Source organism: Sorangium sp. So ce1014, from assembly GCF_051521505.1.
Taxonomy (GTDB): Bacteria; Myxococcota_A; Polyangia; order Polyangiales; family Polyangiaceae; genus Sorangium.
On the sequence record NZ_CP150356.1, the window covers coordinates 4,276,745 to 4,291,433 of the forward strand.

Consider the following 14,689-nt stretch of genomic DNA (forward strand, 5'->3'; position numbering starts at 1 on the left):
GCTGTGGGCGGAATCAGCGAGACGTGCAGCGTGTGCGGGACCGGATTCGAGGTCCAGTTCCGGTACCAGATGGAGGAGAAGGACGGCGGCTTCTCCTTCTTCTGCTCGCAAAAATGCCTGGAGAAGAGCCAGCTCGGCGGGGAGAGCGGCGCCTCGCTCGCCACGTGCGACGCGTGCGCGAAGCGCTTTCCCCCGGATCTCGTGTCGCAGGTGCTCTACGTCGCCGGGCGGCGGCACTACGCGTGCTCGCTGGGGTGCCGGGCGCAGCTGGTCCGCGAGGCGAAGGGGGTGCGGCTCGGAGACATCGCGGCGGCGGCCGCGGCGCCGGCCGAGGGGCTGCCGCCGACCCGCCGCGAAGCTCCGTTGTCGGGGAGCGGCTCCCGCGCCGTCGCGGAGGCCGCTGAGCCGGCGTCCCCGGAGCTTTCGGCGCGGGCTGGCGCGCAGGCAGCGGCGTCGGCCGTTGCGCCGGGCGCGCCGGCTGCGCGCCCGGCGGAGCCCAGGGGGCAGCAGGGGGCGGTCGCGGTGCCCGTGTCGCCGGCGGGGAGCGCGAAGCGGGCGCCGCAGCGCCCGGCCGGGGTGCCCCGGTATCTGGCCGTGTTCAACCACAAGGGCGGCACGGGCAAGACGACGACGGCCGTGAGCGTGGCGGCCGGGCTCGCGGCGCGAGACAAGCGGGTGCTCCTCGTCGACACCGACGCGCAGGGGAACGTCTCCGTCTCGCTCGGCGCGGGCGCGGAGCGCTCGCTCTATCACGTGCTCGTGATGGGGCTCCGGGTCGCGGACGCGACGAGGGCGGTGCGGCCGAACCTGGATCTCCTCCCCTCCAACGAGACCCTGGCCGCGGCCGAGCTCTACCTGGCCGGGCGCCAGAACCGGGACCGCGTGCTCTCGGATCGCCTCTCCGCGGCTGCGGCCGACTACGACTACGTGGTGCTCGACTGCTCGCCGAGCCTGTCGTTGATGAACCAGAACGCGCTTGTGTTCGCCGACAGCGTGCTCGTCCCGGTCGCGTGCGATTACCTGTCGCTGGTCGGCGTCCGGCAGGTGATCAAGACGGTGAAGAACGTGAACGCGCTGCTGCACCATCCGGTGCAGATCTGGGGCGTGCTGCCGACCTTCTTCGACGGCCGCGCGAGGATCGCGCGTGAGGCGGTCAGCACGATGAAGCAGCACTTCGGGGAGCGTTGCCTCGCGCCGATCCGGCAGGCGATCAAGGTCAAGGAGGCGCCCGCGCAGGGGCAGACGATCTTCGAGTATGCGCCGGGGACCCCGGCGGCCGACGATTATCTGGCGGTGGTCGATCGCATCATCGAGAGTCGCGAGCGGGGCGCGGCCGGCTCGGAGGCAGGGGCGGCGCACGAGCCGGGATCGCGGGGCACCGACCGGGCGGACGCGGCGGCAGAGCGGCCGGGCGCTGCGGCGGCCGGCGCATGAAGGGACCCGCGGCAGCGGGTCTCGCTGGATGAAGGGACCCGCGGCAGCGGGTCTCGATGGATGAAGGGCCCGCACTCGCGGAGCCCCGACCGGGCAGAGAGCTGGAGGACGCAATGAAGAGCGAAGGCGATCTCGGGGGCGCCGCGCGGGCGCTGCTCGATCGCGACGAGGTGGAAGGTGTTCTGTCCGGGGCGTTCTATACACCCACGGAAGCGCCGCGTTCGCGCGCGAAGACCCGGGCGACCGGCGCCGCATCCGAGCCAGGTGCTGCGCCGCCGCCCGAGAGACCGCAGCACTACAAGGTCATCTGTATCTCGATGTACACCGGGGATCTCGAGAGGCTGGATGAGATGGTCAGCGCCCTCAAGGCGCGCGGCATGACGAAGGCCAACCGAAGCGCGCTGATCCGGCATGCGCTCTCCCAGGTGGACCTCGACAAGATCCCCAAGGGGATCTAGGTCGACTTTCCAGGGAGACCTCGACGAGGCGACGGCGGCGCGGCCTCGCGCGGCATGACCTCGCCCGGCAGCAGCGCCGCGGGGTTGTCGCGTGCTAGGGTCGGGATCAGGAATCGGGGAGCCACGAGCCGAAAATCGAGGCCTACCCAGAGAGGGAACATGGACCAGAACTTCGCAGGATACGGGACCCGTTCTTCGGCTCTCCGTGCCGCCGCGGATTCGCGCGAGCGCTTCCTCGTGCGAACGTACAATCACCTGTTCGGGGCGATCGTGCTCTTCGCGGCGATCGAGGTCGCGCTGTTCAAGACCGGCGTCGCCTCGGTCATCGCCAGGGCGATGATGGGCACGAGCTGGCTGGTGGTGCTCGGAGCCTTCATGCTCGTGAGCTGGCTCGCCAGCCGCGCGGCGCACACGTCGATGTCGAAGCCGGTGCAGTACGCCGCGCTCGGCGGCTACGTGGTCGCCCAGGCGATCCTCTTCGTGCCGCTCCTCTACATCGCGGACATGGTCGCGCCCGGCGCGATCCAGAGCGCCGCGCTCGCCACGATGGCGGGCTTCGCCGGGCTCACCGCGATCGCGTTCGTGACCCGCAAGGACTTCTCCTTCCTGGGCGGTCTCCTGCGCTGGGGCGGCATCTGCGCGCTCGTCCTCATCGGGGCCGGGCTGCTGTTCGGCTTCCAGCTCGGCACGTTCTTCAGCGTCGCGATGGTCGCCTTCGCCGGCGCCGCCATCCTCTACGACACGTCGAACATCCTGCACCACTTCCCCGAGGACCGGTACGTCGGCGCCGCGCTCGAGCTCTTCGCCTCCGTCGCCCTGCTGTTCTGGTACGTCCTCCGCCTCTTCACCTCCTCCCGCAACTGAGCGGCACGCGCCCGCTTCGGATACGGGCCCATCTCGACGTTTTCGGTGCTCGGCGTACTGGAGTACGCCTCCGCGCCGAAAACGCCGATCTGGGCCCGTCTCCTGTGCGGGCGCGCGCCGCTCGGGCAGCTCGGGGGACCGGGGGGACGGGGGGGACGGGGGGACCGGGGGCGGGGGTTTAGGGGGGTAGGAGGGCTTGTAGCGCTCTGGTCAGGGAGAAAAGTAGGAGGGCGGCCAGGGCCAGGAGGCAGCCGATCGCTACGGCCAGGCCGGCGTAGAAGCCTCGATCAGAGGGGCGGGCGCCGAGCTGCGCGCGCGCTGCAAGGTGCGCTTGCAGGAGGTCGAGGTTGCGCGCGTTCGCCTTGTAGGCGGCGTCGAACAGGTCGCCCAGCAAAGGCACCGTGCCGAACAACGTCTCGAGACCCACGTTGAGCATCATCCGAAGCACCGTCGAGACGGGGAGACGATAACGCGCCGCCGAAAGCACGATGTACATCGAGAGACCGAAGCCGATGAGATCTCCGACCCCCGGGACCAACCCGATCAGCGCGTCGTAACCGACCCGATAGCCGACGCCGGGGATGCGGATCGCATTGTCCAGGAAGTGGCCGAGCGCGTTCAGGCGCTTCAGCCGATCCCCCTCGAGGTCGACAGTCCTCAGCGTGGTGATGGGTGTCACAGGGATGACGGACCGGTTCGCAGGCGGGTGAGCTGTCCCTCGCAAGTGTACTTCGCACGCCCCAGACCCACCAGGGCATATGCGTTGCTTCTGGGATCGCCATGGAGACGGTAAGGGCTGTGGGAAGCGCCCGGCAGTCGCGCCACTCGGAGATTCTTCTCCTGGGGCAGGCAGCTGGGCTCGGGATGGTGACAGGAATGCGTTCCATGCTGGGCGTGAGGCTCCTCGCGGCCAGCGCGCGGCGCGGCGCGTTCGACGGGCAACGCGGGAGCTTCTGGCGCACGCTTCGCTCGCCCGGAGCCCAGCGCGCGCTCAACGTGCTCGCAGGCGGAGAGCTGTTGATGGACAAGCTGCCCTCCGCGCCGAGCCGACTCGCAAGAGGTCCGCTCGGCGCGCGGCTCCTGATCGGGGCGCTCCTGGGCGCCGCCGTCGGCACGCAAAGCCCCGAGAGGAACATGCGGTTCGCAGGCGCCGTGGTCGGGGCAACGGCGGCCGCCATCGGCGCGCTCGTCGGGAATCGCGCCCGCGTGTGGCTGGACCGCAGGACGCGCATTCCCGCACCGGTCGCAGCCGCCGTCGAGGACGCCATCGCCTTCGGCCTGGGCGCGCTGGCGGCGCGCCGCTAGTGCCGAGCGCCGGTGCGCCCGCCTGGGCTCCAGACACGGCTCCGCCGCAAGCCGCGCGCAGCCCCGGAGGCGAGGGAAGGGCGAAGAGGATGCGCGCCGTGGCGCCCAGGGACGTCCCGGCGCGCGCACGTCTCGCGGCGCACGCACGTCGCGTCCTGCCACAGCGGGGCATCGCTGCCGCCGCGGTCACGGCGCCACGAGCCATGCTGGCGCCGGACACGCCGCCGAGCCCGCACGCCCGCGTTCTCCGCGGCGGAGCGCGCGGGGCGCTGGCCGGCATCGCCGGCGCGCTCCTCGGGATGCTCGACGGAGCCGCGGCGCATGCGCAAGGACGGTACGAGTCCGCGCTCCTCGGCGGGCGCTCGGCGCTCCTCGGAGGCACAGGGGTCGTGCTGGGCGTCGACGGCGCCGCGCCCTTCCTGAACCCGGCCACCATCATCCGCATCGAGGACCGGAACATCGCGTTCTCGTCGACGTTCTTTCGCTACGCGCATCGCACGCTGGAGGCGTGGCATCAGCCAGGTCCGGTCGACTCCGCCCTGTACGGCGACCTCCGGCTCGATCACACGACGGTGAGCGATCACGGCCTGGACTCCCTCCCTGATGCGATGTGCTATTTCTTCGACTGGCAGCGCGGCGCGGGCGACGCGGATTCGCGGCGAGCGCGGGTCGGCCGCCAGACCATCGCCGCTTGCCTCGGGAAGACCGAGGAGAACGAGTTCGGGTTCGACGCGCTGCGGTTCTCGGGGGAATCCGGCCCGCGCCGCGTGAGCCAGGCGCAGACGCTCCGCTACGCATGGGGTCGCTTCAGCGCCGGTCCGTCGTGGAGCTACCGCGTCACCGATCGCCTCGCCATCGGCGCCTCGCTCCCGGTCGTGCGCACCCGCTACACGAGCTCGCTCGGCGTCGCCAGCGTCGTGGAGGACACAAGCACGGGCTCGGCGAGCAGCGCGACGTACCAGGCCGCGCTCTCCGGAGACTCCTGGGACGTGCTCGCGCACCTCGGGGTGACGTACCGGCTGACCTCGGTGTTCTCTGCCGGGATCAGCGTGCGGACGCCCAGCGTGCATCTCTTCGACGCGCTGGACGCGAGCTATCACGACACGCTCGCCACCGGGACAGCGTCGGTCCGCACCTGGGCAGGTGAAGGGGAGTTCGTGGCTCCCTCGCCGGCGCGCGTGGCGGTGGGCGCGAGCGCGGAGTGGAGCCGGCTGCGGCTGGAGCTCGACGGCTTCTTCTACCTGGGCCAGCGCGAGCTCGCGCGGATCACCGCCGATCGGGAGGAGATCGCGATCGAGAGGGGCGCGGTGACGAGCCGGAGGCAGAGCCGGCTCGACATCGTCGAGGAGGCGGCGCCCATCGTCAACGTGGGGCTCGGCGCCGAGGTGTTCGTCACGCGCGACCTCAGCGTGGTGGGCGGCGTGGTCACCGATTTCAACGCGCTGTCGAGCCTGCGGGGCCCCACGACCGCCGAGTCGAAGCTCTTCCTGGAGCGGATGAGCGGCGTGCACGCGGGGCTCGGCATGGTCTCCTATACGCAGTACGGCGATCTCGTGTTCGGCGCGCGCTTCGACTACGCGGCGGGGCAGATGGCGGCGGTCAACGCGTTCGCGTCCCCCATCCGGCTGGATCCGATCGACTGCCGCGAGATCGGCGCCACCCTGGTGCTCGCCGGGCGGATCAGCCTGCGCACCGTCGAGGGCGTGGCGCGCGAGATCGGCGACGCCGTGGAGGGCTCGGCCGCGGCTCCCCCCGAGCGCACCACGCCGAGAGAGCCGATGCGGGCGCCTGCGCAGGAGGACTGAGCCGCGGCGCGCCGCCGGTCAGGTGCCGCCCTCGTCCGGCTCGATACGCACCCGCTCCTCGTAGAGCGCGCCGCCCTCGCCGATGTCCGTGGTGCGGGCGCGGATCAGCGCGTTGGCGCAGCGGCCGTCGCGGAGGTGGCCGCCCTTCGGGATGAGCGCGACGTCGCGGCGCTGCGCGGGATCGTGGCGGAGCTGCACCGTCATCGCGCCGACGCGCGACACGATCCGGCAGAGGCCGCCGTCGGCCACGCCGCTCGCCGCGTCGGGGTGGACCGTCACGACGGCCGGGCCTCGCTGGGGCCTGGCCCACTGCGACGACTGGGCCTTCTCGGTGGACAGCGCCATGAGGAGCAGCGGGAGCTCGCGCTCGTCGGGATCCGCGCGCTCCTCCGGCTCCTCGGTGATGAGGTTGACCCGCCCGGTCGGGGTCGGGAACTTGCGGTCCTCGAACAGCACCTTCGGCGCCAGCGGATTGCGCACCGGCGCGCGCTCCAGCGCCTCGAGGGTGATGCCGAACGGCGCGAGCCTGGGCTCGACGACCCGCCGCTTCCAGTCGCGGGCGCTGCCGTCGAGCGCGCCGCCGAGGCCCACGCGCGGCGCGAGCGCCTGCATGATCTCGAGATCGCTCTTCACCCCGTCCGGGGGCGGGACCACGGGCGTGGCGACGCCGAGGTAATGGTGGCCGTAGGCGCCGAGCACGTCGTCCGCCTCGAGCAGCGTCGTCGTGGGCAGCACCAGGTGGGCGAGCCGCGCCGTGTCCGTGAGGAAGGAGTCGACGACGACGACGAACTCGCGCGTCGCGAGCGCCTCCGCGACGGCGTCCGACGCGGGCAGCATCGCGACCGGGTTGCCGGCGGTCACCCAGACGGCGCGGATCGGCGGGTCGCTCATCCGGAGCACCTCCTGCCCGAACAGCGGCTCGCAGACGGTGCGGGGCGCGGGGCGATCGCCCCCGAACGGCGAGAGATCGAACGCGCCGCGCCGCTTGAAGTAAAACGAGACGCCGCCGCCGGGGATGCCGAGGTTCCCGCTCACCGCCGAGAGCGCGTCGAGCGCGCGCACGATCGCCCCGCCCGTGGTGCGCCGGCCCATGCCCCAGCCCACGAGGATCGCCGCGGGCCTGTCGGCGAGGCGGCGCGCGAGATCCAGGGCGGCGCTCTCGGGCACGTCGGCCTCGCCGCACCACGCCGCGACGGAGCGGCCCCGCGCGAGCGCGCGGAAGGCGTCGAGGTGATCGCAGTAGTCCGCGGCGCGCGGATCGGTCCACCCCTCGTCGAAGAGCACGCGGGCGACGGCCATGGCGAGCGCGAAGTCGCCGCCCGGGCGCGGCTGGTAGAACGCCGCGCACAGGGAGGCCGTCCTGTGGTGCACCGGATCGACGAGCACGAGCTCCGCGCCGCGCGCCCTCGCCTCGCGCAGCACCGGCAGGGTGTGCGGGCTCGACGTGAAGACGTTCTTGCCCCAGAGGAGGATCTGCCGGGCGTTCTTCAGGTCGGCGAGGTCGTGGCTGTCCTCCTCGCCGAAATCGGCGAGCTGCGCGGCGTCGCCCGCGCCGGAGCAGATGTCGCCGCGCTTGACCGTGACCGGCCCGAACCGCGCGAAGAAGGCGTCGGTGATCCCCGTGAGCATCCCGAGCGAGCCGCCGCTCCGGTAGTGGAAGATCGCGGCCGGGCCCGACTCGCGCCGGATCGCGAGCAGCCGCTCGGCCGCGGCGTCGAGCGCTTCTTCCCAGGAGACCGGGACGAGCTCGCCGCCCTTGCGGAGCAGCGGCGTCGTCAGGCGCTCGGGTGAGTCCTGGGTCTCCAGGAAGCGCGACGTCCGGTAGCAGAGGAAGCCCCTCGTGACCGGGTGGTCCGGGTCGCCGCCGAGGCGCACGACGCGGCCGTCCTTCACGGTGGCCACGATGCTGCAAGCGTCGGGGCAGTCGCGGTTACAGACCGTCTTGCGGATCTCCTGCACAGCGGCAGGCTAGAGCACGCGCGCGCGGCGGTACACCGCGCCGCGCGGGGCTAGTCGGCCGCGAGTCGCTCGGGGGCGTAGTCTCGCGAGTCGTCGCCGGAGACCTCCTGGGCGATGACGCGGAGCTGCTCGTAGCGCTCGCGCAGGAGCGACCACAGCCGATCGCGGATGTCGCGCGAGTCGAGCCGCTCGGTCGGGCGGGTGTTGCTGAGCAGCCACTTCGCGGTGCTGTTCACCCGGGTCACCTCGTCCCTGGTGAGGGAGATCCGGCCTTGCACGTGGTTCCACCGGTCCAGGATGAGGTTGGTGATGCTGGCCGCCGCGCTCGCGGGATCTCCGGCGACGAGCGCGCGCCGGACGATGCCGTAGGTCTCCGGGACGATCCCGCGCGGGAAGCACACCTCGGCCGCGGCGAGCGTCGGGCGCAGCGCCTCGTAGAGCGCGTCGAGCCGCTCGGCCACCTCGGGCGGCGGCGCGCTCTCGGGTTGCATGCGCGCCACCGCATGGTCGAGCGCCATCGCGAGCTCCGGCAGGCTGCGGATCGCGTCGAAGCGGGACTTCGGCAGCCGGCGCCGGTGGCGCGCCGGATCGCGCGTCACGGACTGCACGGCGCGCCGGACGATCGCGAGCACCCCGCCCGCGTCCCCGCGGAAGGCCTGCACGTGGGCCGCGGGGAGGTCGCTCGCGGGCATCGCGTACCGCTCGTAGCGCTCGCGATCCAGGCTCTCGTCGCCCCGGGGGCGCGGGTCGGCCTCGGACGGCGCGACGCCGGCGGAAGAGGCCGGCTCCGACCGCTCCGAGCTCGCCTGCTGCGGCCCGTCCGCGTCGGGTCGCTCGCCGTCCGCGCCGGGGAGCTCCCCTGGAGAGGGCGCTTCGGCGGCCTGTTGTGTCTCTTCCGGACCGGGCTCCACCGGCCCGGCTGCCGTGCGCTGGGCGGTGCTCTCGGCCTCGAGCGGTGTGGACCGAAGCGCTGGATCCCGCAGCGCCTCGAGGTCGTCTCGCGCACGCGTCATCCTGGTCATCGTACGTAAGTCGGCGCGACGGTACAAGATCCGCGGCCCCTCGCGCGCGCCGACGGCGGGGCCGCCGCGGCAGGGGCGCCGCGCGCGGGGGTGGTGGCCGGATGTGAGCATGAAGGCGGGAAGGCGGGGAGAAAAGATCAATGATCTTCCGGTCTTCCCGCCTTCATGGGGATCTCTCCGGGGCAAATCAGGCCACCCCCCGCGGCGGCCCCGTCCTCGGGCGCGGATCAGGCGTCGAGCGCGTCCCAGAAGATGCGCAGATCGTCCGAGAGCGGCGCCTCGATGCGCACGCGTCCGCCTGTCGCCGGATGCGTGAGCTCCAGGAGCGCGGCGTGGAGGGCGTGGCGGTCGAGCTCGAGCGCGCGGCGGTCCTCGTCGGTGAGCTCGCCGTCGGCGCCGCGCGCGAACATGCCCTCGTCCGGCCCGTAGAGCTTGTCGCCCACGAGCGGCAGGCCGCTCGTCGCGAGGTGGACCCGGATCTGGTGCTGCCGGCCGGTCTCGAGCGTGCAGCGGATCAGCGCGTAGCGCCGGCCGGTGAGGGGGTCGGCGCGGCGGCCCAGCACCTCGCACGCCGTGGCCGACGAGAGGCCGCGGCCCGGCGTTGCCACCCGCATCTTCACCTTGTAGCGGCTCGCGGTGTCGAGCTCGAGCGGCAGCTCGACCCGGAAGGCGTCGTGCTCGGGCCAGCCCCAGGTGATCGCGACGTAGCGCTTGAGGACGCCGGTGCGCTCCTCGAACTGCGCCTTCACCCTCCGATCGGCCTCGGGCGTTCGGCAGAGGAGGAGCACGCCGCTCGTCTCCCTGTCGATCCGGTGCGCCAGGAACAGCCGCTCGCCGGGGCGCGCGGCCTCCATCATCTTGATGACGGTGCTCTTGTGGTACCGGGCCGTGGGGTGCACGGGCAGGCCCGGCGGCTTGTTGACGGCGAGCAGCGCTTCGTCCTCGTGGAGCACCGGGATCGCCGTGTCGGGCGCCTGCTCGTCCCACGGCGCGCGCCAGAGGAGGATGCACTGCTCCGGCCGGACGCGATCGCTGCCGCGCAGGCGCCGCGCCTCGGGCGAGTAGGCGCCGCGGGAGACGATCTCGGCGGCGCGCGTGCGGCTCGTCCGCTTGAGCTGCGACTGCACGAACCGGTCGAGCCGCATGCCCGCCGACTCGGGCGGCACGCGGAGCACGGTGACGACCGACCCTTCCGGCACCTCCTCCGGCCGCACCACCTGTGTGCCGCGGCCGAAGGGGCCGCTCGTGCCGGAGAGCTCCCGCGCGCTGATCCTGGTCATGGGTCGAGGTTGCCGTGGGGCTTTAGCAAAGGCGCCGGCCGGGTGCGCGGAAAAGGAAGCCGCCCGCGGGCGCCGCGTCGAGGCGCGCCGGCCCGCCGCTCACAGGGGGTCGATGATCTCGCAGGGGAAGTCGAACGAGATGCCCTGCGTCGCGCTCTTGAGCTGCGCGCAGGCGTCGCCGGCGAGGACGAGCTGGGTCGGGCTCTCCATGGTCCAGCCGTTCTGCGCGTCGTAGGGCACGGGCGTGCCGTCGATGAGCACCTGGCCTTCCGACGCGTGATCGAGATCGACCGCGATCGAGCCCTGGAGGTCGAACGTGCAGCTCTTGGCGCCGGAGATGGCCGCGTTGAGCTCGTTCTCGAGGGCGGTCGCGTTGGTCGGGTCCGGCGTGTAGTACATCGCCGAGCCGCCGGCGTCGGCGTACGTGCCCGCGCCGGTGAAGCAGTCCTGCTGGGTGTTCTGGGGTCGCCGGACCGGCTGGCCGACGCCGGCGTTCGCCAGATCCTGGAGGTGCTCCGCGAAGTCGCCGTCGCCGAGGCCGAAGACGAACGTCCCGATGCCCTGCGTGTACGCGGACTGCACCGCGCCTACCACGTCGTCGCGCGCGCACACGGAGGGCCCGTCGTCGCAGCGATCGGGCTCGCCGTCGGTGACGAAGAGGATGTACTTGGGGCCGGGCTCTCCGAAGGCGACGAGATCGGGGATGACCGTCTCGTTGAACGTCATGCCGGTGGGCGTCTCGAGCTTCTGAGCCGGCCTCACGGAGGCCTCCTCGTAGGCGGCCGCGATGTCGGCGTGGCTGTTGAGGGCGATGACGTCGGTCCCGGTGAGCAGCGGGCACTGCGCCGGAGCGACCCCCGTGAACGTGAGGAAGCCGAAGCGCACGTTCGCCTGCAGGCTCTCGACGACGTTGAGCACGGCCGTCTGCAGCGGAGCCCAGTAGCCGCTGTCATACATGCTGCCGGAGCGATCGACGACGATCATCACGGTCGGCGTCTGCGGCTCGAAGGTGATGTCGAGCTGCTGGCAGGCGCCGGCGCCGCCGCTTCCGCTGGTGCTGATCAGGCCGCCGCCGCTGCCGACGAAGATCGGCTCCTCGCCGCCGCCCGTGGAGCCGACGCCGCCGGCCGCGCCGCCGCTGCCGCTGCCGCTGACGGAGCTGGAGCCGGAGCCCTGGGGCGGTGGATCGCCGTCGTTGTTGCCACCGCAGCTCACGGCGATGCCGGTGGCGAGGAGGGCGAGGTACCAAGAGAGCCTGGGAAAGATAAGTGTGCTGCTCATGAGGTAAAGATACACAGAGCGGCTCGGCGTGTCTCCGCCATGCGCGGCCAGGGGCGCTCGCCGCGGCTCCTGTCGCGGGCTGACACGGCTCGGGCCGCCGTGGAGACGGTCGAGGCGCTCGACGAGGAGCCGGAGGCGGAGGGCACGGCGTCCTGGCCGCCTCGCGTTCTTCGCTCCCAACCCCCCGCCCGGGTGTGCGGAAGGCGCCCCGTACGTCCACCGGTTCGTGCTACACACCGCGCCCGCATGGACATCCTCTTCGCTGCTTCCGAGATCGCGCCCATCGTCAAGGTCGGCGGGCTGGCTGACGTCGTGTCGTCGCTCTCGAAGGCGCTCCGGCTGCTCGGCCACAAGGTGACGATCGCGCTGCCGCGCTACCGGGCCCTCGATTCGAGCGGGCTGATGATGGCGCGCCGCCTCACCCCGATGCCGCTCGAGGTCGACCCGCAGGTGTCGCCGGGCGGGCCCATCCAGGTGACGCTCCTGGACGGGCGGCTCAGCACGGGCGTGGAGCTCATCGTCCTCGACGTGCCCGGCTTCCACGATCGGCCCGGCATCTACGGCGAGGAGGGGCGGGACTACGAGGACAACGCGCGCCGGTTCTCGCTGTTCTCCCGCGCCGTCGTGGAGCTCGTCCGCCAGCGGGCACGGACCGGCTCGCCGTTCGACATCGTGCACGCCCACGACTGGCCCACCGCGATGGTGGCGTACCTGCTCCGGCACCAGCAGCCGCCCATGCCCGGCCGGAGCGTGCTGACCCTCCACAACGTGGCCCACCAGGGCCTCTTCCCGAAGGACACGCTCCCGTACCTGGGGCTCGACAGCGACCACTTCCGGCCAGACCGGCTCGAGTTCTACGGCCAGCTCAACTTCCTGAAGGGCGGCATCCTGGCCGCGGACGCGCTCACCACCGTCTCGACCACCTACGCGAACGAGATCCTCACGCCCAAGCAGGGCGAGCGGCTCGACGGCGTGCTCCGCACCCGGACGAACCAGCTGACCGGCATCGTGAACGGCATCGACTACGCCGTCTGGAACCCGATGACCGACCCGGCCATCATCGCGCGCTACGACGCCGAGGACGTGAGCAACAAGGGCCGCTGCAAGAGCGCGCTCCTCCAGGAGATCGGGCTCGAGATCCGGCCGGACCGCCCGCTGCTCGTGTCCATCGGCAGGGTGGTCGCGCAGAAGGGCAGCGACCTGCTCGCGAACGCCATGCCGAAGATCCTGAAGGGCGACGTCAGCGTCGTCGTGGCCGGCGAGGGCGACCCCGAGCTCATGGAGAAGCTCACCGCCGCCGCGGCCAAGGCGCCCGAGCGGGCGAAGTTCCTCGGCGGCGTGAGCGAGGCCGTCGTGCACCGGCTCATGGCCGCAGCCGACCTCGTGCTCGTGCCGTCGCGCTTCGAGCCGTGCGGCCTCGTGCAGCTGTACGCGCAGCGCTACGGCGCCGCCCCGGTGGCGTGCAGGACCGGAGGCCTCGTCGACACGATCGTCGACCTCGACGCCGCCCTGGAGACAGGCACGGGGTTCCTGTTCGACAAGCCGACCGCCACCTCGCTGCTCGGCGGCGTGCAGCGGGCCCTCGCGGCCCTGACGTCGCCCCGCTGGCCCGCCGTCCAGCGCCGCATCATGCGCCTCGACCTCGGCTGGGACCGACCCGCGCGCCGCTACGTCCAGGTCTACCGGCAGACGCTCGCCAGCTGAACACCGCCGGACGGAGCGCCGGAGGGGCCCGCCGCAAGGGGCAACCCGACCGCGATACGGCGGCTCCCTGCGCGACAACATGACGCATGTCACCGGGGAGCGGCGTCGCCTATAGCAGCGCCCGTGCTGCCCAGAGCCCTCGCCGGCGCCGCGATCCTCCTCTCGCTCGCGGCGTCTCCAGGAGCCGCGCGCGCGTCCGCCTGCTGCGGGACGGGCCACGGGATCGCCCAGTGGCTCGCGCCCTCGGAGCGCGCCGCGGCGAGCTTCTCGCTCCGGTTCGCCGAGCAGCTCGGGGCGTGGACGCCGGAGCGGGACTTCGACGCCCTCGGCGAGGGCGTCTACCACCGCGAGCTGAGGGCCGACGTCGGGTGGATGGTGCGGATCGAAGAGCGCCTCCAGCTCGGCATCTCCCTCCCGCTGCGGCACACCTGGATCGGGGCGGGCCTCGAGGGCACGTTCTCCGGCGGCGACGTGGGAGACGTCAGCGCGGCAGGCCGCATCGCGCTGATCGAGGGCGCCATGTCCCCGTGGATCCCGTCCGCCGCGTTCACGCTGGGCGTCACGCTCCCGACCGGGTACGGCGAGGACCCCGTGTTCGAGCCCACCGGCGCCAGCGCGTCCGGCGCGGACGCGGGCGGCACCAGCGCGATCGACCTCGGCGCGAACGGCGCCGACACGACCGACCTCGGCGTGGCCGAGTTCCGGCCGGGGATCGTCTTCGAGAAGTCGTGGGGCTCGGTCCAGGCGCTGCTCGCCGCGTCGATCAGCGTCCGCACGGCCTACCACGCCGCGGGAGGCGAGGAGGTGCAGCCCGCGGACCGCGTGCAGGTCGTCGCCGCGGCGGGGCCCGTGTGGGCCTCCGGCACCTCGCTCAGCGTGGGCGGCCTCTACGAGCGCGAGGGATCCCCGCGCGTGGTCAGCAGCCGCCCCGGGCGGCGGGGCGGAGAGCGTGAGCGGACGGCGCTGCTCGCGGTGCTGGCCCACGACGTCGGCGCGCGCTGGACCGCCGTTGGCAACCTCCAGGTGGACGTGCCGATCTCCGGGATCGGCCGCAGCGAGGGCGCCTTCGCCGCCCTGTCGGCAGGCCTCCGTTACGTGTGGGGACGACATGATTGAACCGCGTGATCGGCTGCTCACCAGGTCATCTCGGGAGCCCCGCGGGGCGCGGGCCCGCCGCGCGGCGCTCGCGGCGCTCGCCCTCCTCGTGCTCCAGGGCTGCGGATCCTCGGACCGGGAGCCGGATCCCGGGGACCGGCTGGACGTCGGCGTCAACGGGCGCATCGAGTTCGACGTGCAGTCGACCGAGCCGATCAAGCGGGGCCCGAACACCTTCAACGTGCGGCTCACCTGGACCGACTCGGGGAACCCGGTGAAGAGGATCAAGCTCCGCGTGTACGCCAGGATGCTCTCCATGGGGCACGGGTCCGGGCACGACGGCGTGGAGATCGAGCCCGGCCTGTACCAGGTGGTCAACGTGCCCCTCTCGATGATGGGCGCCTGGGATGTGGAATGCCGCGTCCTGGCCGCGTCCCTCATCGACGAGGCGGGATTCACGTTCGAGGTGCAGTAGGCTTCCG

At 72.6% G+C, this 14,689-nt stretch carries 13 protein-coding genes; 8 read left to right on the forward strand and 5 right to left on the reverse strand.

All coding sequences use genetic code 11. From position 1 onward, the window contains the following. The first annotated feature begins 3 nt into the window (after positions 1 to 3). The 3 genes from WME75_RS16205 to WME75_RS16215 all read left to right on the forward strand — a co-directional run bounded on the left by WME75_RS16205 (position 4) and on the right by WME75_RS16215 (position 2,756). Positions 4 to 1,434, forward strand: a complete 1,431-nt coding sequence (locus tag WME75_RS16205; RefSeq protein WP_437491709.1) for a ParA family protein — start codon at positions 4 to 6, stop codon at positions 1,432 to 1,434. A gap of 113 nt (positions 1,435 to 1,547) precedes the next feature. After that, on the forward strand, positions 1,548 to 1,892 hold the full coding sequence (locus WME75_RS16210; protein WP_437491711.1) for a hypothetical protein: 345 nt from the start codon (positions 1,548 to 1,550) through the stop codon (positions 1,890 to 1,892). Between the two features lie 159 nt (positions 1,893 to 2,051). Further along, positions 2,052 to 2,756, forward strand: a complete 705-nt coding sequence (locus tag WME75_RS16215; RefSeq protein WP_437491713.1) for a Bax inhibitor-1/YccA family protein — start codon at positions 2,052 to 2,054, stop codon at positions 2,754 to 2,756. 178 nt (positions 2,757 to 2,934) lie between these two features. Here WME75_RS16215 and WME75_RS16220 read toward each other — a convergent pair whose 3' ends face one another. Continuing rightward, positions 2,935 to 3,435, reverse strand: a complete 501-nt coding sequence (locus WME75_RS16220; protein WP_437491715.1) for a DUF4112 domain-containing protein — start codon at positions 3,433 to 3,435, stop codon at positions 2,935 to 2,937. Between the two features lie 101 nt (positions 3,436 to 3,536). Here WME75_RS16220 and WME75_RS16225 point away from each other — a divergent pair, with 101 nt between their 5' ends. Together WME75_RS16225 and WME75_RS16230 are read left to right on the forward strand one after the other, a co-directional pair. Beyond that, positions 3,537 to 4,061 carry a DUF4126 family protein gene (locus WME75_RS16225; protein WP_437491718.1) on the forward strand — a complete coding sequence of 175 codons (525 nt, stop codon included), beginning with the start codon at positions 3,537 to 3,539 and terminating at the stop codon, positions 4,059 to 4,061. 203 nt (positions 4,062 to 4,264) lie between these two features. Next, positions 4,265 to 5,866, forward strand: a complete 1,602-nt coding sequence (locus tag WME75_RS16230) for a hypothetical protein (protein ID WP_437491720.1) — start codon at positions 4,265 to 4,267, stop codon at positions 5,864 to 5,866. A gap of 18 nt (positions 5,867 to 5,884) precedes the next feature. On the opposite strand, the gene WME75_RS16235 is transcribed toward WME75_RS16230, so the two are convergent. The 4 genes from WME75_RS16235 to WME75_RS16250 form a co-directional block, all read right to left on the reverse strand. Further along, positions 5,885 to 7,825, reverse strand: coding sequence for a molybdopterin-dependent oxidoreductase (locus WME75_RS16235; RefSeq protein ID WP_437491723.1), 1,941 nt, complete (start codon positions 7,823 to 7,825; stop codon positions 5,885 to 5,887). 50 nt (positions 7,826 to 7,875) lie between these two features. Beyond that, complete coding sequence (locus tag WME75_RS16240) at positions 7,876 to 8,838, reverse strand: hypothetical protein (protein ID WP_437491726.1); 963 nt, start codon at positions 8,836 to 8,838, stop codon at positions 7,876 to 7,878. Between the two features lie 236 nt (positions 8,839 to 9,074). Beyond that, a complete protein-coding gene (locus WME75_RS16245; protein ID WP_437491729.1) occupies positions 9,075 to 10,127 on the reverse strand; it encodes an RluA family pseudouridine synthase in 1,053 nt (350 codons plus the stop codon). Positions 10,128 to 10,226: 99 nt separating this feature from the next. Next, positions 10,227 to 11,408 (reverse strand): vWA domain-containing protein, encoded by a 1,182-nt coding sequence (locus tag WME75_RS16250; protein ID WP_437491732.1) that lies wholly within the window; start codon positions 11,406 to 11,408, stop codon positions 10,227 to 10,229. A gap of 246 nt (positions 11,409 to 11,654) precedes the next feature. On the opposite strand from WME75_RS16250, the gene glgA reads away from it, so the two are divergent. From glgA to WME75_RS16265, 3 genes are all read left to right on the forward strand, one after another. After that, on the forward strand, positions 11,655 to 13,112 hold the full coding sequence (glgA, locus tag WME75_RS16255; protein WP_437491735.1) for a glycogen synthase GlgA: 1,458 nt from the start codon (positions 11,655 to 11,657) through the stop codon (positions 13,110 to 13,112). Positions 13,113 to 13,235: 123 nt separating this feature from the next. Further along, on the forward strand, positions 13,236 to 14,228 hold the full coding sequence (locus WME75_RS16260; protein WP_437491738.1) for a hypothetical protein: 993 nt from the start codon (positions 13,236 to 13,238) through the stop codon (positions 14,226 to 14,228). Beyond that, positions 14,221 to 14,682, forward strand: coding sequence for a FixH family protein (locus tag WME75_RS16265; protein ID WP_437491739.1), 462 nt, complete (start codon positions 14,221 to 14,223; stop codon positions 14,680 to 14,682). The genes WME75_RS16260 and WME75_RS16265 overlap by 8 nt, the downstream gene beginning before the upstream one ends. Positions 14,683 to 14,689: the final 7 nt, after the last annotated feature.